Here is a 23,558-nt window from a genome sequence, read left to right on the forward strand (position 1 = left end):
ACCGCGCCAGCGGCGCAATAGCTGTGGTGGAGTCTCTGGAAACAGGGTGGCGTCCGGGTGGGGGCCGTGGATGGAGAACAGCGCGTAGCGGTCCAGCAGGGAGACGAGGTCGATGTCTTGGCGAGCGGAAGTGACGCGGATGTCGGCGGCGAAGGGCCGGCCCAGGGATTCGCGTAGGGTGAAGGATTCGACCGACAGCAGTTCGGCCGGCAGTTCGGCGATCTTCAGGTGGTAGTGCTGTTGCGGCGGCATGGCGGCTCTCCCGATTGGGCCTGCCCTCGGGCCGTGGAGACGGCCCGAGGGAACGGGCGCTTAGTTTTTTGCCTTGGGCATTTGCGAGACTAGCGACAGGTTGATGTCCAGGCCTTCCACCTGGAAGTGCGGCACGATGAACAGCTTGACCTTGAAGAAACCGGGGTTGTCGTCGATGTCTTCGACGATGACCTGGGCGTCGCGCAGCGGGTGCGAGGCTTGTAGCTCGTCGCTGGGGTCGGTCATTTCGGTGACCAGCAGCTTGATCCAGGTGTTGAGCTCCAACTCCAGCAGCCGGCGGTCCTTGGTAGCGCCGATGTTCTCGCGCTGGATCAGCTTCAGGTAGTGAGCCAGCCGAGACAGCAGGAAGATGTACGGCAGCCGCGCGTTGATGCGGCTGTTGGCGCTGGCTTGCTTAGTGTCGTACAGGGCCGGCTTTTGCGCCGAGTTGGCGGAGAAGAAGCAGGCGTAGTCGCGGTTTTTGTAGAAGGACAGCGGAATGAAGCCCAGGTTGGCGAATTCGAATTCACGGGTTTCCGGGATCAGCACTTCGGTGGGGATTTTCACCTGATTGCCTATGCCCAAGTCGTACAGATGGATGGGCAGATCTTCCACCAGGCCGCCGGCTTGCGGGCCGCGCACTTGCACGCACCAGCCGTTGCCGATGAAGCTGCGCACCATATTGGCGGCAAAGGCGAAACCGGCGTTGGTCCATAGGTAGCGCTGGTGGTCCGGGCCCTTGACGTTTTCGGCGTAGTTGAAGCTGCGTACCGGCACGGTGTCGGGCCCGTAGGGGAGGCGGGCCAGGAAGCGCGGTAGGGCCAGGCCAATGTAGCGGGCGTCGTCGCTGTTGCGGAAGCTTCGCCATTTGATGTATTCCGCGCGGTCGAAGTAGTTGGCCACGTCCTGAATGGCGGCGACTTCGTCCATGCTTTCCTTGCCGAAGAAGGCCGGCCCCACTGCGCCGATGAAGGGCATGTGAGCGGCTGCGGCCACCTTGGAGATGTCGCGCAGCAGCGCGATGTCCTGCGGGCCGCGGTCGAACTCGTAGTTGGAAATGATGGCGCCTATGGGTTCGCCGCCGGGGGTGTCGTATTCCTGAATGTAAGTGTGCTGGTACAGGCCGCTCTGTATCACTTCCGGCGCGTCGTCAAAGTCATTGCGCAGGTCTTCCTTGCTGACGTCCAGCACCTCGATCTTGACGTTCTTGCGGAAGTCGGTGCGATCCACCAGAAAGCGCAACCCGCGCCAGGCGGATTCGATTTGCTGGAAGACAGGATTGTGCATCACCGCGTCCAGCTGACGGCTGATTTGCGCGTCGATCCGGGCGATGTGAAAGTCCAGCAGGCTTTTGTCCAGGCGGTCCACTTTTTGCGAGGCCTCCTGGATCATTTTCAGGAATACGTTCACTGCCACTGCGATGCGTTCGTCCAGCGGCGCGTCTGACATCACTTCTGCGGTCTGATACGCCTCGATGGGTTGGGTGCTGGTCACGGGCGCCAGGTTGATCTTGGCGCAGAGCGATTCGTAAACGCTGACCGGGGATTCCAGCACGATGGTGTCCTCGGGCTGCTGTTGCTTCTTGGTCGACATGAGTGGGCTCCTGGTTTAGTGGGCGGCTTGGCCGAGCGGGATGATGCGTTCCAGTTCGCTGCGCAGGTTGGCGGACAGCGAGTCGTCGCGCAGAATTTTTTCCAGCTCGCGGCGGAAGGAGGCGTTGTCCAGCAGATTGGCTTTGAGGTCGCGAAGCAGATTGCGCATCGCCAGCAGCGCGCGAAGCTCCGGAATACGCGCCGCCACCTGTTCTGGGTGAAAATCCCTCAGGGCTTTGAAGTCCAGATCCACCGCCATTTCTGAACCGTCACCCGCCAGCGTGTTTTCCACCACCAGCTTGGCTTTGGGGTTGAGCTCGGCCAGCACCGCGTCGAAGTTGTTTTTGTCGATCGACACCTTTTCCCGTTCCGCCAGCGGCCGCTGTTCCTGGCCATGGCTGTAGTCTCCAGCCACCAGCAGTTTCAGCGGGAGTTCTACTTTTTTCTGGGCCCCGCCGGTATGCAAGTCCAGCTTGATGTTGACCCGCGCGGCGGGCACTTCGTTTTGAAAACTTTCAGCCATGGTGTTTTCTCCTGCGATCAAGGTTTATGCATGTCCATTTCTCCAGATGGGTAAATGGACGGAGTGTCCCCGTTCATCATGTTGTCGTGGTTTTCTGGTGACGTTCTTGAAACTTTTCATGGTTTTCTTTTGTTTTTTTGGTTGTCGTGATTTTATTTTTTACATCTGTGCTTATGTTTTTGTTTATTTGTCTTGTTTTTGCGTTTGTTTTTCAATGTTAACCAGGTTGTATGGATTGGCGCAATACGGTTTTGATTTGACAGGTGTTGTGGTTTGGTGTCTAGAATGACGTAGATTTTCTATGTTTACTTAAAATTTATTTATTTGGCATTTTGTTTTTTGTTGTTAGCTTGAAATTAAATTTCAGAATTAGTTTTTAAGTATTTTTCTTTGATTTTTTCGGTTTGATTTTTGTTGGTTTGAATTAATTGGCGAGTTTTTTAGGAATAATCCTATGTGCTGGTTTGCGCTGTCAGTGGTAGTCGTGTTTTAAAGAGCTTGCCTCAGAGGTTATTCGCATGAGATTTTTTCGTCCGATGTGGATGGAGGGCGCTTTATTGTCCCCCCAGCATTTTCAACAGCAGTCATTGTGGTTTTCCCACTTGGCGGCCTCGTTTGGGCGTTTGGCTCAGCCTTATTTTTGGGGGTGCTGGGAGCTGGAGTGGGATGAGGCCGCTTTGAGTCTGGGCAAGCTGAAGCTGCAAAGGCTGCGCCTGATCCTGCCGGATGGCGCCGTGGCCGACTGCGCCGAGGCCGATCGGTTGCCGTCGGCGCGGGATTTTGCCGCGCCGGCCGAGGCGCAGAGCGTGCTGGTATTCCTGGGCTTGCCCTTGTGGGAAGCGGGGGGCGGCAATTGCGAGCGCGACGGCGAGACGCCGGCGCGGCCCAGGCGGCAGCGTTGCGAATACCTGGAGGTGGAGGATTTGTACGAGGGCCCGCCGGCGGAGCTGGCGGTGGAGCGCGGCAATTTTCGTTTGCTGCTGGAGTTTGAGGAGCGGGCGGATTATGTCTGCTGTCCTTTGCTGCGCTTGAGCCGAAACGGCCAGGGGCAATGGGTGCGGGATCCCTCGTTCTGGCCACCGGCGTTGCGTTTGGACACGGCGCCGGGTTTGATGGACTTGCTTGAACGAATAGAGGAAATGCTGCTGGCGCGCAGCCGCCAGCTGTCTGAGCGCCGGCGCGAGCGTGGACACGGGTTGGTGGATTTTTCCGTGTCGGATGCCGGCTTGTTCTGGTTTTTGCATTGCGTGAACAGCGCTTGGCCGGTATTGGCGCATCTGCGGCAGACGCCTGCCAGCCACCCGGAAGCGTTGTATCGCGCATTGGCGCAGTTGTGCGGCATGTTGTCCACATTCTCGCTACAGCAAGATCTGGCGGATATTCCCGCTTACCGGCATGAAGACGCCAGGCCTGGGTTCCTGTTGTTGGAAGACTGGATCCGGGGCTGTCTGGACACGGTGATTCCCTCCCAAGTGGTGCTGGTGTCTTTGGCGAGGGGGGAGTCGTCGATGTGGCATGGCCAACTGGCGGACGCCAGGCTGGGAGAACAAGGCGGTTTTTATCTGTCGGTGAGGGCGGACATGCCGCCTGCGCAGTTGCTGGAGCGTTTTCCGGCGGTGTGCAAGATCGGTGCGCCGGAGGATGTGGAAACCGTAGTCAGCACCGCGTCCGGAGGCGTGCCCTTGAGCGTGCCGACGCGCTTGCCGGCCGCTTTGCCGGTACGGATGGAAAACTTGTACTTCGCCTTGGATGCCGGTCATCCGGCTTTTCAGCGCATGTTGGCGGCGCAGGCGTGTTCCTGTTATGTGCCCGCGTCTTTGCCGGGCGTGGTGCTTGAACTCTTTGTGGTGTTGAAATCATGAGCAAGCTATTTCCGCCAGAGACTTTGGCTCGCAGTTTCCGGGATACCGCGCTGACGGTGTCGATGTTGGCCGACAAGGACGCGCCGGAACATGTGGAGGATTGGCGCGAGCATGCGGCCGGCCTGGTGCGCGCAACGCGCGAGGGTTTGCGCCAGGCAGGCGCCAGAGAGGTCTTGATTGAGCGGGCCAGTTACGCGCAGTGCGCATTGCTGGACGAGGCGGCGTTGCGCCGCCTTGAGGGCGCGAAACGGGCGGAGTGGGCGCGGGAGCCCTTACAGGTGCGTTTTTTCAACAGCTATCAGGCCGGCGAGGTGTTGCTGGGACAGATGCGCGCGCATTTGGCTCAGCCCGCGGCGGAGCCGGCGCTGAGCTGGTGCTACGCAATGGTTTTGGCCATGGGGTTTCGCGGAGGCGAGGACGATGCGGCTAGTCAAGCATTGTTGGGACAACTGAGCGCGCTGGTGCCGGCGCCGCCGCCGTTGACGGCCGGCGAGTTTGATGGCGCGGTGGCCATGTTGCGCGGCGGGGTGTCCTGGCGTTTCCGGCGCATGGCTTTGCCGTTGGCCGCGGCTGGGGCTGGCCTGGCCGCGACGCTGCTTGGATATGCCGCGTTGAGCTGGTGGCTGGGTGTTGCCGATGCCGCCTTGGCGCTGTCGTAAAGGAGCGGGCGATGCGTATTCACACGCATTTTTTCTGCTTGTGGGCATTGTCGTTGGCGATGCTAGCGTGGTGGTTGGCGCAAATGGCGCCGTGGGGCGCAATGGTTCGCTTGGGGGTGGGCTTGGCGGCTGCGGCGCTCTGGTTGGGTTGGGCCGGCTGGCGGATGTGGCGCTGGCGCCGCGACGGCGCGGCGCGAGAACTGCTGCTGCCGGGTTTGCTGGATTTGCCGCAGGGATGGCGAGATGGGCGTGCCACGGTGGTGGAACTGGAAAGCCCGCGCGGAGCCTATGTTGCGGCGGAGGATGGCATGCTGCGGGCGATGGTGCCGACCCCTGCCTTGCTGGAGCGCGCGGTGGCGGAACTGGTGGCTTGGCGGCGGGGTTCGCCGCCCGATGCCTTGGCCTTGCGTTTGGAGGCGGCGGCCGAGTGCGGCGAGGCAGCCTGGTTGGGACGTTTGCAGGCGTGGCGACAGGCGATTGCCGATGTGGAGCGCCGTCTGGCTTGTCGGTTGCCGGTTTATTTATTGGTGGGATTCCCCGCGCCGGCGCGTTGCTCCGGTATCGGCGGGACTTTGGGCGTGGTGTTGCAAGGCTCTTCGAGCGCCAGTTTGCGGCAGTGGCGCGAGTGGTTGGACGATTGGCGTAGCCGGACGGAGCTGCAACCGCCGGTTTTGGGCGACGAGGATGCGCGAGCGCATTTCGATTTGCGCTTGCGCGCCGGTGCGGTGGGAGGCTGGCTAGGCACTCAGGTATTGCCTGCTTTGTTGCAGGGGGCTACGCCGGCTCCGGCGGTTGGCTTGCAGGGAATCGCCTTGCTGCCGACGCAGGGGAGGGATGCGGCTTTATCGCCATGGGGCCGTTGCCGGCAGGCCTTGAGTGGTTTGACGGTGCGCTCGCTGAGCATAGGCAAGAGCGAGCGGGAAGGGGTGCCCCGAAGCTGGTTGTTCGGTTTGGAGCCGGGTGGACGCCTGCCTGCGGCTTGGCGGTTGGCGTTGAGTCTTTGGCTTTTGGCCTGCCTGACGGCATTGGCTGCGTTTGCCGCGTCGGCCTGGTCCAACCGAGTGTTGCTGGAGCGCTTGTCGGCCAATGTCGCTCACTATCGCTCGCTGCCGGTGGAGAGGGATGTTGAGCGCCGTGAGGCTTTGTCGGTGTTGGAGAGTGACGCGAGGGAGTTGCAGAGCCATGTCGACCTTGGCGTGCCCTTGCGCTTGGGGTTCGGATTTTACCGTGCGCAACCGTGGCGGGAGCGCATTGTCCGGTTGATTGCCGATTATCGTCCGCCGGCGGCGGTTCCGGCCTCTGTGCTGTTGGATAGCCTGTCCTTGTTCGATAGCGGCAAGGCTGTGTTGCGCGTCGGCGCGGAGATGGCTTTGAAGCCGGCATTGGCGGCACTGGCGCTTTATCCAGAGCGAAACGTGTTGGTGGCGGGCCATACCGACAGCGTGGGCCAGTCGGAAGCCAATCAGCGTTTGTCGCTGGAGCGCGCCGCAGCGGTGCGAGACTGGTTGGCGCATGCGACCGGGCTGCCGTTGACCCGTTTCGCCATCCAGGGCTATGGCGCAACCCGGCCGCTGGCGAGCAATGACGATGTCGAAGGCCGGGCGCGCAACCGGCGAGTGGAGATTACCTTGTTGCCGACGCTGCCCGTCAAGTGACGGGCGGCCCGGTTACGAGGCGGCCGCAGGGTGCGGCGCGCTGCTCCGCGGCGTTTCGCTTGGGCGAGGCGGGCGAGCGGTCTTGTATAAACTTAAATTATTAAGTTAATCCTAGGAGGGTTTGATATGGCGATACCAGCGTACATGTGGTTGAAAGACGACGGCGGCGCGGACATCAAGGGCTCGGTGACGGTGCAGGGCAGGGAGAACAGCGTGGAGGTGGTGGAGTTCGACCACGCGGTGCGCATTCCCACAGACGGCAATACCGGCAAGTTGACTGGCACTCGTGTCCATGAGGCCCTGACTCTGGTTAAGGAGTTCGACGCTTCATCGCCTTATCTGTACAAGGCGGTGACCAGTGGCCAGACGCTGAAGGAGGTGGAGTTCAAGTGGTATCAGATCGACGACGCCGGCAGCGAGCAGGAGTACTTCAACATCAAGTTGGACAACGTCAAGGTCGTGTCGGTGGCGCCCAAAATGTACAACATCAAGGATCCGGGCCGCGAGCGTTACAACCATCTGGAGGAGGTGGAAATGCGCTACGAGAAAATCACCTGGGCCTACAAGGACGGCAACATCATCCACTCCGACAGCTGGGTTGAAAACCGTTAGTCCCGCTTTGCCGGGCAACCACGGCGTTTAGACGGAGGGGGCCGGAGGTGCGACCCGCGAGATGTTTGGTCGCGGCGCATTGCGGTTGCCGGCGGAGGTTTCAGTACGTTTAACCATGCCGGCCGTTTTGGCCGGCATGCGTTTGGTTTGGGAAAAGGCGGAAATGATACTCGAGTCTGTTCATTTGTTGCGACGGCTGAACGAACACTGCGCCCGAACACTGGAGGAGGCGGCCGGGCTTTGCCTGGCCCGCTCTCATGCCGAAATCACGGTTGAGCACTGGCTGGTGAAACTGCTGGAGCGGGGCGATGGCGATTTAGCCGCTTTGCTGCGGCATTACGAGATAGATGTGGATGAAATCTGGCAAGGCTTGTTGGCCGCGCTGGAGCGGTTGCCGCGGGACATGCGCGGTAAGCCTGGCTTGTCGCGTGGAGTACAGTCCTTGCTGGAGTCGGCCTGGCTGATCGCGTCGCTTGATTCCGGCGGCCAGCGGATGCGTTCGGCCCATCTGTATCTTGCCTTGCTGGCGTCGCCGGAGCGTTTGTCTTGTAGGCAGGCCTGGCCATTATTCAGTTTGTCCGCGGCGCAAGTGCGCGCGCGCTGGACCTGGTTGGAGCGGGTTTCGGCGGAGTCCGAGGAGATTGGGCTGGAAGAGGAGGCGCTTGTCCCGTCGGAGAGCCGCTCGGAGGCGTCCGCGACGAAGGGTCAATTGCCGGAGGCCTTGAGCCGGTTTGCCGCCGATTTAACCGCTAAGGCCCGTGAGGGCTTGATCGACCCGGTGCTGGGGCGGGACAAGGAAGTACGCCAGATGGTGGATATTCTGCTGCGCCGGCGCAAGAACAATCCGATTTTGGTGGGCGAGCCGGGGGTAGGCAAGACGGCTTTAGCCGAGGGGTTGGCTCTGCGCATTGCCGCCGGCGAGGTGCCGGAAGCCTTGCGCGGGGTACGCTTGCTCGCGCTGGATGTGGGCTTGTTGCAGGCGGGAGCCGGGGTTAAAGGCGAGTTCGAGCAGCGGCTGAAGCAGGTGATCGAGGCGGCGCGCGCGGCGCCGGAGCCGATCTTGTTGTTCATTGACGAGGCGCATGTATTGGTGGGCGCGGGCAACGCTGCCGGCGGCAGCGATGCGGCCAACCTGTTGAAGCCGGCGCTGGCGCGCGGCGAACTGCGGACGATAGCCGCCACCACCTGGTCCGAATACAAACAGTATTTTGAGCGGGACGCGGCGCTGGAACGTCGTTTTCAGATGGTGAAGGTGGAAGAGCCGGACGATGCCGCAGCCTGTCTGATGCTGCGCGGCTTGAAGCCGCGCTATGCGGAGCACCACGAAGTGGCGATCCGCGATGAGGCGATCACGGCGGCGGTGAGTTTGTCGCGGCGTTATCTGGCCGGGCGTCAGCTGCCGGACAAGGCGGTGGATTTGATCGACACTGCGGCGGCGCGGGCGCGGATGAGCCTGGAAGGCGGCGCGGCGGAATTGCAGGCCGTGCAGGCGCGGTTGTTGGCGCTGAATAGCGAGAGGGAGGCCCTGCGGGATGATGCGGGGTTTGGCGCCGGTAGCGCGCAGCTTGAGACGCGCTTGCGGGTGATCGATTCAGAACTGGCGGCGGCTCGGCTTGAGGATGAGGCCTTGCGACAGCGTTACCAGCAGGAGCGGGAGGGCGCGGAGTCGCTGCGCCGGTTGTGCCGAGAGTTGGCTGGGCGGCGAGACGGTACGGCGCGGCTGGTCCAGGCACGGGCAGAGTTGGCTGCTTTGCAAGGGGAGCGTCGCTTGGCGGCCGCCGACGTGGACGCCGCCTTGGTGGCGGAGGTGATTGCCGATTGGACCGGGGTGCCAGTGGGTAAACTGCTGGCTGATGACGCAGTCAATCTATTGGGCTTGGCGCAGGCCTTGAGGGAACGGGTGCGTGGCCAGGAGGCCGCGGTAGAGGAGATTGCCCAGTCTTTGCTGGCGGCCAAGTCCGGATTGGCGCCGGGGCGAGGTCCGCTGGGGGTGTTCTTGCTGACCGGGCCCTCAGGCGTAGGCAAGACCGAAACTGGCCTGGCCTTGGCCGATCTATTGTTCGGCGGCGAGCAGGCCTTGCTGACCATTAATTTATCCGAGTACCAGGAGGCACATACGGTTTCGCAGTTGAAAGGTTCGCCGCCGGGTTATGTCGGCTATGGCCAGGGCGGGGTGCTGACCGAGGCGGTGAGGCGGCGGCCATATAGCGTGATTCTGCTGGACGAGGTGGAAAAAGCGCACCGCGATGTGCTGAATTTGTTCTATCAGGCGTTTGACCGGGGTTTCATGCGGGATGGGGAGGGCCGCGAAATCGATTTTCGCAATACCCTGTTTCTGATGACGTCGAATCTTGGCAGCGAGCTGTTGTTGGAACAGGAGGGGGAACCGGAGCGAGGGACGTGGCGAGACGCGCTTCGCCCTTTGTTGCTGGCCCACTTCCAGGCTCCGCTGTTGGCGCGGATGCAAGTGGTGCCGTATGGCTTGTTGTCCGAGCCGGCTCTGGCGGAGATCGCCCAGTTGAAACTGGCGGCGCTGGCCACGCATCTTAAGGCCTCTCAAGGCATTGAACTGGAGGCCGGCACGGACTGCGCGCAGGCAATGGCCGTTGCTTGCGGCCGACGAGACCATGGCGCGCGCGGCCTGGATCATCTGATCCGGCGGCAGCTGCTGCCGGAGATGGCCTCGCAGTGTTTGCAGTGGCGCTTGGCGAAGGGGTGTATGCCGCTGCGGATTGTGCTGACGGCGGGACAGGACGACCAGTTGGAAATGACCTTGCTGCATTGATTCGGAGGCCGGCCGGTACTTGGTTTCGTCATTTTTCAGCGCTAGTGAATATCACCTTCCATGTTTTTTGCAGCTGGGAAAGCGGGTTGATACAATTCAATCCGCTTTTTCTATTATGAATAGAATAAAAGTCGTGCTGTAATGGAAATCGCAGCGATCCGAAAAATCACAAAGACAGGACTTGACGCATGTTCGTCGGAATCGGGTACCTCATAATTCTTGGCTCCGTGCTGGGGGGATTCGTCGCTGCGGGGGGCCATCTCGCCGCGTTGATGCAGCCGCTGGAGGTGGTGATGATCGCGGGCGCCGCGCTCGGCGCTTTCGTGGTGGCCAACGGCGGCGCGCCGCTGAAGGCGACGATGAAGGCCTTCCCCACCGTGTTCAAGGGCACGCCTTATGGCAAGGCCTTCTACATGGAACTGTTCTCGCTGCTGTTCGAGATTCTGACCAAGGTGCGCAAGGAAGGCCTGATGTCCATCGAGGCCGACGTCGAGAATCCGGAAGCTAGTCCTGTCTTTTCCAAATACACCACTGTTCTGCACGACCACCATGTCGTGGAGTTCATCTGCGATTACCTGCGCCTGATGGTGGGCGGCAACCTCAACGCCTTCGAAATCGAGAACCTGATGGATGTGGAGATCGAAACCCACCATCACGAAGGCGAAGTGCCCGTCAACGCGGTTAAAGGCCTGGCCGACGGCCTGCCGGCCTTTGGTATCGTGGCGGCGGTCATGGGGGTGGTGCACACTATGGAGTCTGTGGGCGCGCCGCCGTCCGAACTGGGGATGCTGATCGCCCACGCGCTGGTGGGCACCTTCCTCGGTATCTTGCTGGCTTACGGCTTTGTCGGCCCGCTGGCCACCATTCTGGAGCACAAGCTGGGTGACGGCACCCGGGTGTACCAGACCATCAAGGTCACCATTCTGGCCAGCCTCAACGGCTATGCGCCGCAAGTGGCGGTGGAGTTTGGCCGCAAAGTCTTGGCTTCGCATGATCGTCCGTCCTTCAAGGAACTGGAAGATCACGTGAAACAGGCGAAGAAATAAGCGGGGGGAGCGATCATGGCTGACGAATCGCAACGGCCCATTATCGTCAAACGCATCAAGAAGGGCGGCCACGGCCACCATGGCGGGGCCTGGAAGATTGCCTACGCCGACTTCGTGACCGCGATGATGGCCTTCTTCCTGCTGATGTGGCTGCTGGGTTCTGCCTCGCAGGGCACGCTGAACGGCATCGCCGAATACTTCAAGACGCCGCTGAAAGTGGCGCTGTCCGGCGGCGCAGGCGCCGGCGACGCCACCTCCGTGATCAAGGGCGGCGGCAACGATTTGACCAAGCAGACCGGCCAGGTCAACAAGTCGGGCTCGCCGCAGGACGAGATCATGCGCAAGCAGCAGGAAAAAGTGGCGATGGAGCAGTTGCAGAACAAGATCCAGAGCACGGTGGATCACAGCGAACTGCTCAAGGAGTACAAGAATCAACTCAAGCTGGAGATCACACCGGACGGGTTGAAGATCCAGATCGTCGATGAGCAGAACCGCTCGATGTTCGACTCCGGCAGCTCGCGCATGCTGCCGCATACTCGCGTGTTGCTGCAGCAACTGGCTAAAGAGTTGAACATGATGCCGAACAAGATCAGCATCTCCGGCCATACCGACGCCAAGCCCTTTGGCAGCGGCCAGGGCGGTTACAGCAACTGGGAGCTGTCCGCGGACCGGGCCAACGCGGCGCGGCGCGAACTGGTGGCCGGCGGCCTGCAGGACAACAAAGTGTTGCGCGTGGTGGGCCTGTCTTCGGCCAACCCGCTGGTCAAGACCAATGTGTTCAGCCCGGAAAACCGGCGCATCGCCATCGTGGTGCTGAACAAGGAAGCGGAGAGCAATATCCTCAACGACGGCTACAAGCCGCAGATGAACCAGGAAGTGATCGGCGGGCCCGCGGAAAGCGGGGCCGAGCCAGCCGCCGCGCCGGCGGAAACGCCGGCCAAATAATCCCGATGCGAGCGTTGCCTTGTTGAGCCGCTTGCGTCATCTTGGCCTGCAACTGCTGGCTGCGTTGGCGGCGATGTTTTTCGTCGCGCCCGCCGCCCAGCCCCTGGGTTGGGCGATCCTGCAAGGCCTGTGCGCGGCGGCCTTGGCCATTTTCATGCGTTTGCCCGGCTGGCAGCGCTTGCTGCACGGCTTGTTTGTGCCCGCGCTGGCCTTGATGCATCAGGCGGCCTTGCCATCCTGGGTGTATTTGCTGGGGTTGGCGCTGACTTTCGCGCTGGGCCGCAACGCCGTGCTGGAGCGCGTGCCCTTGTATCGCTCCTCGGCCCAGGCGGCGGAGCGCTTGGCCGAGCTCCTGCCAGGGCGGGCCGCCTTGCTGGAAGCCGGCTGCGGCGACGGCAGGCTGGCGGTCTGGCTGTGCCGGCTGCGGCCGGATCTCAGAGTGAGGGCGTTGGAAAGCGCTTGGGGCAGTTGGCTGTTGGCCCGAGCGCGCTGGTGGCTGGCCCGGCGGCCGCGGCGGTTGGAGCTCTCCTGCCGCAGTTTTTGGAGGGAGTCGTGGGGAGAGTACGATGCGGTCTATGTGTTTCTATCCCCGGAGCCGATGGCGCGCGTCTGGCGCAAGTTTGTGGCTGAGGGGCGGCCCGGCAGCCTGCTGGTCAGCAATACTTTCGCCGTTCCCGATGTCGAACCCGATGAACGCATCCCGCTGGGAGGCGCTTTGCAAACCGAACTACTGATCTGGCGCCACCCACATGGAGCTTGCTAACTGGATCAAGTCCATCGCCGAACGGCGTTGGCCGATTCTGCCCAATACGCTGGGCGAGCTGAAGGATATTTGCGCTCGCCACAGCGATCTGATCAATTTCACCGACCTCGCCAACCTCTGTTTGTCCGATCCCTTCCTGCTGCTGGACCTGGTCCGGGTGGTGGGCGGTTCGCGCGCCTTGCAGCGCAATGAGAGCATCCCCTCGGTAGAGCAGACCTTGCTGCTGATGGGGTTGGAGGCGGTCACCAACCGCTTTGGCCGCGTCGCCGCGCTGGAGGCGGTGCCGGACAAGCTGGACGCGGAGGTGCTGGAGGCGGTGGAGGACTGGTTGGGCCGCTCCCGGGTGGCGGCCTTGCTGATCAAGGAGTGGCTCTCTTTGCAGGGCGATCACAAGGTGGAGGACTGTTTCGTGGCCGCCTTGCTGTACAATCTGCCCGCCTGCTTGTTCATGATGCAGCGCAATCAGTTGCCGGACCGCCCGCTGCTGCAGGAAATGTCCAACGCCTTCGATTGCGATTACGCTCAGGTGCTGGAGCAATTCATCAAGCTGATGCCTTTGCCAACCGGCCTGAACGCCTTGCTGGGGCCGGGCAGCCCGACCAAGCGTCGCCAGTTGCTGCGCCTGGCGATGGCCACGGCCAACTCTTTGGAGCAGGGCACTTGGCGCAGTACCTGGCAGGTGGGCGTGGAGGCCGCGGCCAAGCTGATAGGCTGCGCGCCGTATCTGGCGCATCAGGCGGTGGTGCACGCGGCTTTGTCGGTGGCGCGCCACCCCAGGGCGGTGGGCTATATGTACCCGGTGCGCAGCCTGTTGATGCTGGAGGGCGAGTATAAGCGCCCGAGTTTGCAGAAAACCGCCGCTTTGAGCGACGCCGAGCAGATGGAGAAGGCGATACGCGAATCCATCCGCCACCTGGCCAACGACCTTAAGTTCGAGCGGGTGCTGTATTACCGTTACGATCAGGACGCGCATACGTTGAAGTTGCGTTATCAGCTGGGCTTGGGCGATAGCCATCCGTTGCGCAAGCTGCCCTTGGGGCTGGAGCCAGGTTCCTTCTTCGCGGTGTTGACCAGCAAGCCGCAAAGTTTTCACGCGCCGGCCTCGGTGCGCCAGCAGTTGGAGCGGCGCTACGAGGATCTGTTTTTCGAGCATGTCGGGGACAATGAATTCGCCCTGATCACCCTGTTTGTCGGGCACACGCTGTCCGGCGTGTTCTATGTCGACAACGGCCATAGCGGCCAGGCGATCGACGAGGACAGTTATCACCGATTCAAGGATTTAGTGGCGCGCCTGACCCTGCTGCCGCAATAGGACACATGTCGTACATCAGCAAAACCATCACCTCCGCCCATAACGACGAAATCAAGCAGTTGGCGCGCCTGGCGCAGAGCCCGCGCGAACGCCGCAAGCAACAAACGATCTTGCTGGAGGGCATTCATCTGACCGAGTCCTGCCTGGACGCAGGCATCGTGCCCGAGAGGGTGTATCTCAACGAGGCGGCGGCAGCGCATCCGGAGGTGCAAGTCTTGTTGCGGCGTCTGAGCGCGCCGACTGTTGTGATCACGGTGCCGGAAACCGTGCTCGCCAAGGCCACGGCACTGGCCAGTGCCGGGGAGTTGCTGGCCTTGTGCCCACGGCCGCAGCCGCGCCCCAGCCTGGCGGACGCATCCCGGGTGATGCTGGAGGATATACAGGATCCGGGCAATCTGGGCACCATCTTGCGCTGCGCGGCGGCGGCGGGGGTATACGATGTGATGCTATCCAAGGGCTGTGTCGACGTGTATTCGCCCAAGGTGCTGCGCGCCGGCATGGGCGCGCACTTCGCGCTCAACATCCATGAGCAGGCCGATCTGTGCGCCGAGCTGGCGCGCTACGACGGCCGCAAGCTAGTCACTCATCTGGAGGGCTCCACCTCGTTGTACGCGCAGGATTTGCGCGGTCCGGTGGCTTTCGTGTTTGGCAACGAGGGCGCCGGCGTCAGCGCCGAGGCGCTGGCGCTGGCCGATGCGCGGGTGCGGATTCCGATGCCGGGCCATGCCGAATCGCTGAATGTGGCGATGGCGGCGACGGTGTGTTTGTTCGAGCGGGTGCGACAGCTGGAGACGGCGGCCGGTTGAGACTCGCCGCCCGCCGCCAGAAACGGAGAAGGACGGATGGAGCGCTTTGCGTTGGCAGAACGCATTCTGCCGAGTTATCAGTATGTCGAGACCCACTCCCGGGTCTTGCCGGCGGCGTCGGGCTCGGTATTGGACGCGGTGCAGCGCATCGCGCCGGCGGACGACCGCTGGGCGCGGCGCTTTATGGCCTTGCGCGAGCTGCCCGGCCGTTTAAGCGGCGCCTTGCCCGAAAACCGTCCGCCGTTTGGCATGCACAGCTTCACGCCGCTGGCGCGCGACGGCGAGAGCGAGATGGTCCTGGGCCTGGCGGGCGCGTTCTGGCGCGCGGATTTCGGTTTGCGCGAGATCGGTGGTCTTGAGGATTTCATCGCTTTGAACGAGCCGGGCGTAGCCCGGCTGTTGTTGAGCTTTCATTGCGAAATCGTCGCCGAAGGCGTTCGCCTATCGACTCAGACCCGCGTGCATTGTCCCGACGTGGCCACCCGTTTGCGTTTCGCGCCTTACTGGTATTTGATCCGGCCGGTCAGCGGCCTGATTCGCCGGCGCATGTTGCGGCAGGTGGAGCGGGAGTTACGGCGCGGCGCGGCAATGGCTTGAACCATTGTTAATGCTTGTTGAGTAGCAATTGGTTTTTATTTGAGCTGATCTGTTTTATCATGCGCCGGTGATATTTAAACGGCAAATTGAAAGACAGGAAATCAGACCATATGAATGAAGCCGCGCTTGACTCTTCCGCATCCCGCTTTGGCGGGCTTTCCTCTCTTGCTCGACAACAATGGGCCACTATCGGCCTAGTGCTCGCCAATTTGATTGTATACATCTGGATGGGCGCTTCTGGCGTCTCTTGGACCGAACCCGACCCCGAGCACTTGGTGAGTTGGGGCGCCAATCTGGCGCCGTTCACCTTGAGCGGCGATAGCTGGCGGCTGTTGAGCAGCATGTTCGTGCATGGCGGGGCCATGCATTTGTTGCTCAATATGTATATGTTGCTGCTGATTGGCCCCTTGGCGCAAAAGCGCTTTGGCGGTGTTGGTTTCCTGGCCATTTATCTTTCCGCCGGCCTGGCGGCGGGCCTGGTCAGCGCTTGGTGGTACGGCACGCATCCGGTGACCAACCTGCTGATGCAGAGCAGTATCCGCCTGGTGGCCAGCGTGGGCGCGTCCGGCGCCCTGATGGGCCTGGCCGGCGCCTTGTGCGTGGCCGGCCTCAGCGACGCCGACATGGGCGGTTCGCAGGGCAAGGCCTTGGCGCAAGTGGTGCTGCTGAATCTGGGCATGGGCTTCATGGTGTCCGGTGTGGATCAGGCCTGCCATATCGGGGGCCTTCTGGCCGGTTTGCCGCTGGGCGTGCTGGGCTGGTTGGACCGATTGAAGCGGCGTCCGCTGCAACGGTTGTTGATGTTCATCGCGCTGGCGGGGGCGGCGGCGCTTGGCGCGCATCAGGCGAGCCTAGCGTTGGGTTCCGAAGATTTGAGCGAACTGGCGGCGCAACTGCGTCAACAGCAGGCTACGGCGCCCGCGCAGCCTTGACGCTGCACGCCGCTAGTCCATCGGAATGTAAACTTCGCCGCGCATCAGCGGCCTGGCGGTGCGGGTCATCACCACTTCGCTGATGGTCCAGCCGTATTCGACCGAGTGGCCCAGAACCGCTTCCACGGTTTGTTTGCCGCTGGCGTGGCTGAAGGTCAGCGGCATGCCGCGCACCGGCGCGCCGGCCAATTGCTGCGGCAGCGTGCCCTCGGTGGCGCAGGCGCAAGCCAGCGCGATGGCGCCGGTGCCGGTGAAGGCGTGGTGCAGCGAGCGGCCGGAGGTCAGGATGCGGGCGTTGATCTGACAATCCTCGTCCCGGCTTTCCGACAGCAGGCTGATTCGCGGCGAGCCCGGCCGTTCGCGCCGGGCGGCGAAGATGTCGGGGGCCAAGCCCATGACCACGGCGGCGATTTCCCGCGCCCATTCCAGCCGGTGGCGTGCGGTTTCCTGCAGGGCAGCCATTTCCTCGTCGCCCTTGAGGCCGAAATCCCGGGCCCGAACGAATACTGTGGGGTTTCCGGCATCCACCAGGGTGGCTTCCACTCGGCTGCCGTCCGGCAGCGCCAGTTCGTCCACCAGCTTGCCGGTGGGGTAGAGTTCGCCGGAACTGCCGCCGGCAGGGTCCAGGAAACGCAGCCGGATCGGCGCGCCGGGAAAGGCGACGCCGTCGATATGGTAGTCGCCCTGCCAGACGGGCTGGCCGTGCATGATTTCCAGTTCCGCGATGATGCGCTTGCCGACATTGGCCTGCCAGATGCCGATGGAGGCGACCCCGTCGCGCGGCTCCACCAGTTTTTCCATCACCGCGAACAGCGGCACCGCGGCGCTGAGGTTGCCGCAGTTGCCGGACCAGTCTATCAAGGCGTGTTCTATCGACACATGGCCGAACAGGCAATCGACGTCGCAGTCTTCGCGCCGCGACGGGCTGAGGATCATCACCTTGCTGGTGCTGGCCCGGCCGGTGCCCAGGCCGTCTATCTGCTTGCCGTGCGGGTCCGGGCTGCCAATGGCGCGCAACAACATGCGTTCCCAGGTTGAGGTATCCTCGGGCAGCACGTCGGCGCGGATGAACAGACCCTTGCTGGTGCCGCCGCGCATCAGCGTGGACGGCAGGCGATAGATCGAGGCCATGTCAGTGCGTCTCCAGTTGCTCCTTGCGGACGGCGATGGCGCGGGTCCGGGCGCGGTCTATCGCTTCCGGAAGGGTGCGCTTGTCTTCCCACTGACGGGCGATGCCGCCGGCATCCACCGCCAGCGCCGCGTCCAGCAGCGCGGACAGGTAGTCCGCCTGCGGATAGGGCCGGTCGTGGAAGCCCAGGCGTCCGCGCGCGTCCGCGCGGCAAGCGTCCAGCATCAGCAAGAAGCGCTCCGGCCGCCGCAAGGCGTCGGTTTGCTTGAACAATCGTAGTATTGTGCTTGGCTTTAATTCGAAAGCACAGTGTACTTTGGTATGGCTCAATAGCGTGATGCGCGCTAGGTCGCGGCAGTCCGCCGGCACGCGCAAGCGCTGGCATAAGGCCAGCAGCGGCGCTTCGCCGGCGGTCTCATGACCGATGTGGCGCGGCAGCACCTCCGCCGGCGTCAGCGCCTTGCCCAGATCGTGGGTCAGCGCTGCGAAGCGCGCCGTCAGCGGCAGGCCTTGCTCGGCGGCGCAGTCGAGCACCCGCATCACGTGGTCGCCGGTGTCTATCTCCGGATGATGGTCGGCGCGTTGCGGCACGCCAAAGAGCGCGTCCACTTCCGGCAGCACGCGGGCAAGGGCGCCGCAGGCGCGCAGGGCCAGGAACATGCGCGATGGCCGCTCCTCCATCAAACCCTTGGCTAATTCCTGCCATACCCGCTCCGCCACCAGGGCGTCGGCTTCGCCGTCCGCCACCATTTGCCGCATCAGCGCCATGGTGTCGTCGGCCACGGTGAAGCCGAAACGGGCGGCGAAACGCGCCAGCCGTAAAATACGCACCGGGTCTTCGGCGAAGGCGGGGCTGACGTGGCGCAAAACGCCGGCTTCGAGGTCGCGCCGGCCGTGGTAGGGGTCGATCAGGCTGCCGTCCGGAGCCTCGGCGATGGCGTTGATGGTCAGGTCGCGCCGCGCCAAGTCCTGTTCCAGCGTCACGTCCGGCGCCGCGTAGACGGCGAAGCCGTGGTAGCCCTTGCCGGTTTTGCGTTCGGTGCGGGCCAATGCGTATTCTTCGTGGGTGTCCGGGTGCAGAAACACCGGGAAGTCCTTGCCCACCGGTTTATAGCCCAGCGCCAGCATTTCTTGCGGACTGGCGCCCACCACCACCCAGTCACGGTCTTTCACCGGTAGTTTCAGCAGGCGGTCGCGCACGGCGCCGCCGACGATATAGCATTGCATTGATTCTTTCCGTTCAGCGCGCAATCTGGCGGCGGTAGGCGGACATTGTCAGATTGAATTCATCGCTGCCCAGCAAGCCCGGCGCCAAGGCTTCCAGCGCGGTGGGGCGGAAGCCCAGCAACGCGGAGGGGAAGGGTTGATCACTGATGTTGTCCACGCTTAGCGAGCGTACATTGTCGCGGCTGATCAGCGCAGGTCCGGGCAGGCATTCCATTAACGCGGCCTGCAGCATGGCCAGGCTTTGCGGCAGCGCGATCACCGGCCGCGGCTTGCCGATGTGGCGGCCCACCAGGCTCACCAGTTCCGCCAGCGTGTAGACGCCGGGGCCGGCCAAGTCCAGGCTCTGGCCGATGGCGGCGCGGTGCGACAGGCTGGCCTCCACCGCATGGGCCACGTCGCCGGCCCAGATCGGCGCGAAGCGCGTATGCGCGCCGGCCAGCGGCAGAAAGGGCGCTTTGCGCAGCAGGCTGGCGAACATATTGAGGAAGCTGTCGCCATGGCCGAACACCACCGACGGCCGCAGTATGGTCCACTCCAGGCCGCTCTCGCGCACGCGGGTCTCGGCGCGGCCCTTGCTTTGCTGATACAGGCTGGGGCCGCGTTCATCGGCGCCCAGCGCGCTGATATGGATCAGCCGCCGCACGCCCAGGCTTTGGCAGGCCGTGATGACTTTTTCGCTCAACTGAACGTGGGCTTTGTCGAACTGCGCGGCGTTGCCGTGCAGGATGCCCACCATATTGATCACCGCGTCGTGGCCGGAAATCAATTGTTTCAGCGCTTCCGGGCGGTGAATGTCCGCCTCCACCAGCTGCGCGCCGGGCAGCACCAGTAGCGAGGCCTTGGCGCGTTCGCGCTGGCGGGTGGCGATGGTCAGTTGGCAGCCTTGTTCGGTCAGGCGTTCCGCGATGTAGCTGCCGATGAAACCGCTGCCGCCGATGACGCAGATGCGTTGATAAGTCATGAGTGAGGTCCCTTTCTTATGGTACTTGTGGGAGAGGGCTTGGTCCGCCGCCGGGGGGACCAAGCGGAGGTTCAGCGCGCCGGCACCACGCCCATGCGGTTCTTCAAGGAGATGTTGGCGTGGCCGAAGGTGCTGGAGTAGTAAGCGGCGTTGGCCATCACCTTCTGCACGTAGTCGCGGGTCTCGGTGAAGGGGATGGTTTCCGCGTAGATGGTGCCGTCCAGCGTACGGTCCGCTTGCCAGGCGCGCGCGCGGCCGGGGCCGGCGTTGTAGGCGGCGGTGGCCATCACTTCGTTGCTGGACAGGCTGTCCAGCACATAGCGCAAATACCAAGTGCCCAGTTGCACATTGGTTTCGATGTCGTTGACCGCGTACTGGCCCAGGCCGATTTTTTTGGCCACCCATTTGGCGGTGGCCGGCATCAGTTGCATCAGGCCGGATGCGCCGACGCCGGAGCGCGCCATGGTGATGAAGCGGCTTTCCTGGCGGATCAGTCCGTAGACCCAGGCGTCGTCGATATCCAACTGCTTGGCGTAGCGCTGGGTGACATCGCGGTAGGGCGTCAGATAGCGCAGCGAATAATCGTGTTCATCCTTGGTGCGCTCGGCGCTGTAGATGGCCATGTCGTAGAAGCTGGCGCGGCGGCCCACTTCGGCGGCGGCCAGCAGTTCGATGTCGCTGCGGTTGCGCATCGCCCAGCGCCATTCGCGCTGCGCGTCGGCGCGGAACTCGGGCTTGACGTGGCGTTCGGCCAGCTCCAGCAGCGCCAGCGCGCGTTTGACCGCCGGTTCCTCGCTCATCTGCTTGATGTCGTCCTTGCTGGGGCCGCTCTTGCTGGCCGGGGTGGACAGGCTGTTGCCTAGCTCTTCCAGCGAAAGCAGCGCGTAGTAGTTGTGGCCTACGCTGGCCTGGCTGAACAGCGGCGTGGCTTCGTTCTGCCGGCCTAGCTGTTGCAGCGAGCGGCCGCGCCAGTAGCGCCAAGACGGCTTGGCGCCGACGTTGGCCGGCATGGCGCGGATGATTTTCTCCAACTGGGTCCATTGCTCCAGGCGCAGCGCCGAGCGTGCCCACCATTCCCATTGCTCGGAGGTCAACTGATCGGCGTCGGCTTTGTCGAACCATTGCAGCGCCTGAGCCGCCTGCTGTTTGCGTGCCGACAGCAGCGCCAGCTGGCCCCAGGCGAAGCCGGCGCGCTCCTTGCTTAAGGATTTTTCGTGTTCGAGCAGCTTGCCCAGGCCGTTGCTGATATTGGCCTTGCCCTTGATTACGATGTCGTAGACGGCCGCTTCCTGACCGCCGGGGGTGGACAGGTCGGCAGTGGCGGGTTTGCTGAGCGCGGCATTGTCCAGCGGCAGGCCGGTATTGGAGGCCAGCTGGCGGGCCTGGCTCAGGTAGTTGCCGGCCAGCAGCAGGCGGGCGCGTTGCCACAGCCAGTCCCGTTTCAGGACGCCGCGCCGCGCCGCCTCGGCGATCAGGCGGTTGCAGCCCTCCGGCAGCGGCCGGCTTTCCAGGAAACGGTCCAGATCGGTGGGCGCCTTGCCCTGATTGAGTTCGTTGAGCTGGCCGTAACAGCTGGATTCTTCATCACGGCCTTCCGGCGGCAGTTTTTTCCATTCCGCGGCGAAGCGGCTCCAGCTTTCGCGAGCCGCCAGCTTTTTCACCCATTCGTTGCGCACGCGCTCGGGCATCAGGCCTTCGTCCACGCGGGCCAGAAAGTTTTGGGCCGGGCCGTCGTCGTCGCCGTCCAGCGCTTTGAGCGCCAGCCAGTAGGCCGGGTAGTCCTTCAGCGGGTAGTTGGACGGCATGCCGCCCGCCAGGCTGGCCAGCTGCCCCAGCTTGTTGCCGCGAAAGGCGTCGCGGGCGGCGATCAGTTCGTCGTCGGCGCCCGCAAAGGCGGGCAGGGCGGCCGTCAGCGCCAGGCTGAGGGCGAGCATGCGGCTTGGGGCGGTGAATGTCATAGGGTTCATGATCCGGGTTCGTCTTTATTATCCGGCGCTGAGCGCCGCTTTGGTTCAGATCCGCGCGCGGCGGGTAAATTCTTCGCGTCCTATTTGCGCCAGAAGGCCGGCGTGAACAGGATCAGCAGGGTAAACACTTCCAGCCGGCCCAACAGCATGGCCAGGCTGCAAATCCATATTTGAAAGTCGGACAGCGACGCATAGTTCGACGCCGGGCCGACCACGCCTAGCCCGGGCCCGGCGTTGTTGATCGAGGCGATCACCGCGGTGAAGGCGCTGAGAAAATCCAGGCCGCTGGCGATCAGCGCGAAGCTTAATATCACTATGCACATGCAGTAGACAAATATGAAGCCCATTACCGACAGCATGACGCCTTGAGGCACCACTTTGCCGCCGATTTTCACTGGCCGCACCGCCGCCGGGTGTAGTAGCCGCGTCATCTCGTTGACGCTCTGCTTGCTCAGCATCAGGGTGCGGACCATCTTGATGCCGCCGCCGGTGGAGCCGGAGCAGGCGGTGATGCTGGACAGGAACAGCATCCACAAAGGCACGAAGATGGGCCAGCGCGCGTAGTCCACGCTGGCGAAGCCGCTGTCGGTGGCGATGGAGATCAGGTTGAAGCTGACGTGGCGCAGCGCGGTGGGGAAGTCGTAGACATGGTGGGCCCACAGGTAGACGCTCATCGCCAGGATGCTGCCCAGCAGCAGCCACAGCATGGCCTTGGCTTCCGGATCGCGCAGGTAGGCGCGCAGCGAGCGCTGGCGCAGTGCCAGGAAGTGGGTGGCGAAGTTCATCGCGCCGACTATCATGCCGAAGCTCAGTATCAGCTCCACCGGCAGCGAATCGAAGGCGCCGACGCTGCTGTCGCGGGTGGAAAAGCCTCCCAGCGACAGCGCGGCGAAGGCGTGGCACACCGCGTCCAGCCAGCTCAGGCCGGCGGCTTTCAGCGCCAGCGCCACCGCCAGCGTCCAGCCGCTGTAGACCAGCCACAGGTTCTTGGCGGTTTCGGTGATGCGCGGCGCCAGCTTGCTGTCTTTCATCGGCCCCGGCGTTTCCGCCTTGTACAACTGCATGCCGCCGATGCCGAGGATGGGCAGTATCGCCACCGCCAGCACGATGATGCCCATGCCGCCCATCCAATTGAGGAAATGGCGCCAGAAGTTGAGCGATGCCGGCAGGGTGTCCAGGCCGCTGATTACCGTGGAGCCAGTGGTGGTGAGGCCGGACATCGCTTCGAAGAACGCATGGCTGAACGGCATGTCCGGCCGCGCCAGCATGAAGGGGAAAGAGGCGGTGATGGCGAAGCCCACCCACAGCGTTGTCACCAGAATGAAGCCGTCGCGAGGCTTCAGTTCTCGCTGGTAACGCCGTGTGGCGGACCACAGCGTCAGGCCGATGGCCAGGCCGGCCACGGCGGCGGTGACGAAGGTGTCCAGCGCGCCGTCGCGGTACAGGATGGAGACCAGCGCCGGCGCTAGGAAGGTGCAGGAAAACAGCATGATCAGCTTGGACAGCACATAGAGGATGGCGAGTATCTTGCGCATGTCTCAGTCCCGCGGCTGATAGAACTCGAGCGGCAAGCCGTCCGGATCGGCGCAGAAGAAAAAGCGAGCGCCGGTGTATTCGTCCACGCGGATGTCTTCCGCCGCCACCCCTTCGGCCAGCAGGTTTTGGCGACAGGCGGCGACGTCGGCGCAGGCGAAGGCCAGGTGGCGCAGGCCGCAGGCTTCGGGCCGCGTGGGGCGCGGCGGCGGAGACGGAAAGCTGAATAGCTCCAGCTGGCCGCCGCCCGGGATCGCCAGGTCCAGCTTCCAGGACTGGCGCTCGGCACGCCAGTGCTCGGCCAGTATCGGCAGGCCGAGAATGCGGTGGTAGAAGTCGCGCGAGCGGGCGTAGTCGGCGGCGATGATCGCCACGTGGTGCAGGCCGGTCAGATGCATGG

General features: G+C 63.2%; 21 protein-coding genes. 12 read left to right on the forward strand and 9 right to left on the reverse strand.

The annotated features are described in order from the left end of the window. The 3 genes from MOV80_RS22050 to tssB form a co-directional block, all read right to left on the reverse strand. A partial coding sequence (locus MOV80_RS22050) for a hypothetical protein (RefSeq protein WP_249605487.1) occupies positions 1-252 on the reverse strand: 252 nt, incomplete at its 3' end. A 60-nt stretch (positions 253-312) separates the two neighbouring features. Beyond that, on the reverse strand, positions 313-1,845 hold the full coding sequence (gene tssC / locus MOV80_RS22055; RefSeq protein WP_118267067.1) for a type VI secretion system contractile sheath large subunit: 1,533 nt from the start codon (positions 1,843-1,845) through the stop codon (positions 313-315). A 15-nt stretch (positions 1,846-1,860) separates the two neighbouring features. Next, entirely contained in the window at positions 1,861-2,367 is a 507-nt protein-coding gene (tssB, locus tag MOV80_RS22060) for a type VI secretion system contractile sheath small subunit (RefSeq protein ID WP_019102394.1), read from the reverse strand. 518 nt (positions 2,368-2,885) lie between these two features. Here tssB and tssK point away from each other — a divergent pair. From tssK to MOV80_RS22120, 12 genes are all read left to right on the forward strand, one after another. Further along, entirely contained in the window at positions 2,886-4,229 is a 1,344-nt protein-coding gene (gene tssK / locus MOV80_RS22065) for a type VI secretion system baseplate subunit TssK (RefSeq protein WP_051002688.1), read from the forward strand. Next, positions 4,226-4,888: a DotU/TssL family secretion system protein gene (locus MOV80_RS22070; protein ID WP_249605488.1), complete on the forward strand. Its 663-nt coding sequence runs from the start codon at positions 4,226-4,228 to the stop codon at positions 4,886-4,888. Before tssK ends, MOV80_RS22070 begins: the two co-directional genes overlap by 4 nt. Positions 4,889-4,899: 11 nt before the next feature. Next, a complete protein-coding gene (locus MOV80_RS22075; protein ID WP_249605489.1) occupies positions 4,900-6,543 on the forward strand; it encodes an OmpA family protein in 1,644 nt (547 codons plus the stop codon). A gap of 126 nt (positions 6,544-6,669) precedes the next feature. Beyond that, positions 6,670-7,155 carry an Hcp family type VI secretion system effector gene (locus MOV80_RS22080; RefSeq protein ID WP_039755445.1) on the forward strand — a complete coding sequence of 162 codons (486 nt, stop codon included), beginning with the start codon at positions 6,670-6,672 and terminating at the stop codon, positions 7,153-7,155. Positions 7,156-7,318: 163 nt separating this feature from the next. Next, complete coding sequence (gene tssH, locus MOV80_RS22085; protein WP_191186554.1) at positions 7,319-9,940, forward strand: type VI secretion system ATPase TssH; 2,622 nt, start codon at positions 7,319-7,321, stop codon at positions 9,938-9,940. Positions 9,941-10,128: 188 nt separating this feature from the next. Further along, positions 10,129-10,986, forward strand: coding sequence for a flagellar motor stator protein MotA (motA, locus tag MOV80_RS22090; RefSeq protein WP_039755446.1), 858 nt, complete (start codon positions 10,129-10,131; stop codon positions 10,984-10,986). A gap of 15 nt (positions 10,987-11,001) precedes the next feature. After that, entirely contained in the window at positions 11,002-11,931 is a 930-nt protein-coding gene (motB, locus tag MOV80_RS22095; protein WP_043593929.1) for a flagellar motor protein MotB, read from the forward strand. Between the two features lie 19 nt (positions 11,932-11,950). Beyond that, a complete protein-coding gene (locus tag MOV80_RS22100; RefSeq protein ID WP_249605490.1) occupies positions 11,951-12,694 on the forward strand; it encodes a class I SAM-dependent methyltransferase in 744 nt (247 codons plus the stop codon). Continuing rightward, positions 12,681-14,006 carry an HDOD domain-containing protein gene (locus MOV80_RS22105; RefSeq protein ID WP_019102403.1) on the forward strand — a complete coding sequence of 442 codons (1,326 nt, stop codon included), beginning with the start codon at positions 12,681-12,683 and terminating at the stop codon, positions 14,004-14,006. Before MOV80_RS22100 ends, MOV80_RS22105 begins: the two co-directional genes overlap by 14 nt. A 5-nt stretch (positions 14,007-14,011) precedes the next feature. Beyond that, positions 14,012-14,812 (forward strand): RNA methyltransferase, encoded by an 801-nt coding sequence (locus MOV80_RS22110; RefSeq protein ID WP_019102404.1) that lies wholly within the window; start codon positions 14,012-14,014, stop codon positions 14,810-14,812. Positions 14,813-14,848: 36 nt separating this feature from the next. After that, positions 14,849-15,409, forward strand: a complete 561-nt coding sequence (locus MOV80_RS22115) for a DUF2867 domain-containing protein (protein WP_107732044.1) — start codon at positions 14,849-14,851, stop codon at positions 15,407-15,409. Between the two features lie 227 nt (positions 15,410-15,636). After that, the gene (locus tag MOV80_RS22120) at positions 15,637-16,341 is read left to right on the forward strand and encodes a rhomboid family intramembrane serine protease (RefSeq protein ID WP_249605491.1); all 705 of its coding nucleotides are present in this window, start codon (positions 15,637-15,639) and stop codon (positions 16,339-16,341) included. 12 nt (positions 16,342-16,353) lie between these two features. Here the strand turns inward: MOV80_RS22120 and MOV80_RS22125 are convergent, their stop codons facing one another. From MOV80_RS22125 to MOV80_RS22150, 6 genes are all read right to left on the reverse strand, one after another. Further along, positions 16,354-17,472 (reverse strand): PrpF domain-containing protein, encoded by a 1,119-nt coding sequence (locus tag MOV80_RS22125; protein ID WP_249605492.1) that lies wholly within the window; start codon positions 17,470-17,472, stop codon positions 16,354-16,356. A 1-nt stretch (position 17,473) separates the two neighbouring features. Further along, positions 17,474-18,697 carry a multifunctional CCA addition/repair protein gene (locus MOV80_RS22130; protein ID WP_118267082.1) on the reverse strand — a complete coding sequence of 408 codons (1,224 nt, stop codon included), beginning with the start codon at positions 18,695-18,697 and terminating at the stop codon, positions 17,474-17,476. A 13-nt stretch (positions 18,698-18,710) separates the two neighbouring features. Continuing rightward, on the reverse strand, positions 18,711-19,658 hold the full coding sequence (locus MOV80_RS22135) for a complex I NDUFA9 subunit family protein (RefSeq protein ID WP_249605493.1): 948 nt from the start codon (positions 19,656-19,658) through the stop codon (positions 18,711-18,713). 71 nt (positions 19,659-19,729) lie between these two features. Continuing rightward, positions 19,730-21,625: a lytic transglycosylase domain-containing protein gene (locus MOV80_RS22140; protein ID WP_249605494.1), complete on the reverse strand. Its 1,896-nt coding sequence runs from the start codon at positions 21,623-21,625 to the stop codon at positions 19,730-19,732. Positions 21,626-21,705: 80 nt separating this feature from the next. Continuing rightward, the gene (locus tag MOV80_RS22145; protein WP_249605495.1) at positions 21,706-23,160 is read right to left on the reverse strand and encodes a potassium transporter TrkG; all 1,455 of its coding nucleotides are present in this window, start codon (positions 23,158-23,160) and stop codon (positions 21,706-21,708) included. A 3-nt stretch (positions 23,161-23,163) separates the two neighbouring features. After that, positions 23,164-23,556, reverse strand: coding sequence for a VOC family protein (locus MOV80_RS22150; protein ID WP_118267088.1), 393 nt, complete (start codon positions 23,554-23,556; stop codon positions 23,164-23,166). Between the last annotated feature and the right edge of the window lie 2 nt (positions 23,557-23,558).

Source organism: Chromobacterium sp. IRSSSOUMB001, from assembly GCF_023507765.1.
In the GTDB taxonomy this organism is placed as follows: Bacteria; Pseudomonadota; Gammaproteobacteria; order Burkholderiales; family Chromobacteriaceae; genus Chromobacterium; species Chromobacterium haemolyticum.

Excerpts from the sequence above, each read along its gene's own strand:
- tssC (WP_118267067.1), bottom strand. The coding sequence starts at position 1,845 with ATGTCGACCAAGAAGCAACAGCAGCCCGAGGACACCATCGTGCTGGAA.
- tssB (WP_019102394.1), bottom strand. The coding sequence starts at position 2,367 with ATGGCTGAAAGTTTTCAAAACGAAGTGCCCGCCGCGCGGGTCAACATC.
- tssK (WP_051002688.1), top strand. The coding sequence starts at position 2,886 with ATGAGATTTTTTCGTCCGATGTGGATGGAGGGCGCTTTATTGTCCCCC.
- MOV80_RS22070 (WP_249605488.1), top strand. The coding sequence starts at position 4,226 with ATGAGCAAGCTATTTCCGCCAGAGACTTTGGCTCGCAGTTTCCGGGAT.
- MOV80_RS22075 (WP_249605489.1), top strand. The coding sequence starts at position 4,900 with ATGCGTATTCACACGCATTTTTTCTGCTTGTGGGCATTGTCGTTGGCG.
- MOV80_RS22080 (WP_039755445.1), top strand. The coding sequence starts at position 6,670 with ATGGCGATACCAGCGTACATGTGGTTGAAAGACGACGGCGGCGCGGAC.
- tssH (WP_191186554.1), top strand. The coding sequence starts at position 7,319 with ATGATACTCGAGTCTGTTCATTTGTTGCGACGGCTGAACGAACACTGC.
- motA (WP_039755446.1), top strand. The coding sequence starts at position 10,129 with ATGTTCGTCGGAATCGGGTACCTCATAATTCTTGGCTCCGTGCTGGGG.
- motB (WP_043593929.1), top strand. The coding sequence starts at position 11,002 with ATGGCTGACGAATCGCAACGGCCCATTATCGTCAAACGCATCAAGAAG.
- MOV80_RS22105 (WP_019102403.1), top strand. The coding sequence starts at position 12,681 with ATGGAGCTTGCTAACTGGATCAAGTCCATCGCCGAACGGCGTTGGCCG.
- MOV80_RS22110 (WP_019102404.1), top strand. The coding sequence starts at position 14,012 with ATGTCGTACATCAGCAAAACCATCACCTCCGCCCATAACGACGAAATC.
- MOV80_RS22115 (WP_107732044.1), top strand. The coding sequence starts at position 14,849 with ATGGAGCGCTTTGCGTTGGCAGAACGCATTCTGCCGAGTTATCAGTAT.
- MOV80_RS22120 (WP_249605491.1), top strand. The coding sequence starts at position 15,637 with ATGGGCGCTTCTGGCGTCTCTTGGACCGAACCCGACCCCGAGCACTTG.
- MOV80_RS22125 (WP_249605492.1), bottom strand. The coding sequence starts at position 17,472 with ATGGCCTCGATCTATCGCCTGCCGTCCACGCTGATGCGCGGCGGCACC.
- MOV80_RS22130 (WP_118267082.1), bottom strand. The coding sequence starts at position 18,697 with ATGCAATGCTATATCGTCGGCGGCGCCGTGCGCGACCGCCTGCTGAAA.
- MOV80_RS22135 (WP_249605493.1), bottom strand. The coding sequence starts at position 19,658 with ATGACTTATCAACGCATCTGCGTCATCGGCGGCAGCGGTTTCATCGGC.
- MOV80_RS22140 (WP_249605494.1), bottom strand. The coding sequence starts at position 21,625 with ATGAACCCTATGACATTCACCGCCCCAAGCCGCATGCTCGCCCTCAGC.
- MOV80_RS22145 (WP_249605495.1), bottom strand. The coding sequence starts at position 23,160 with ATGCGCAAGATACTCGCCATCCTCTATGTGCTGTCCAAGCTGATCATG.
- MOV80_RS22150 (WP_118267088.1), bottom strand. The coding sequence starts at position 23,556 with ATGCATCTGACCGGCCTGCACCACGTGGCGATCATCGCCGCCGACTAC.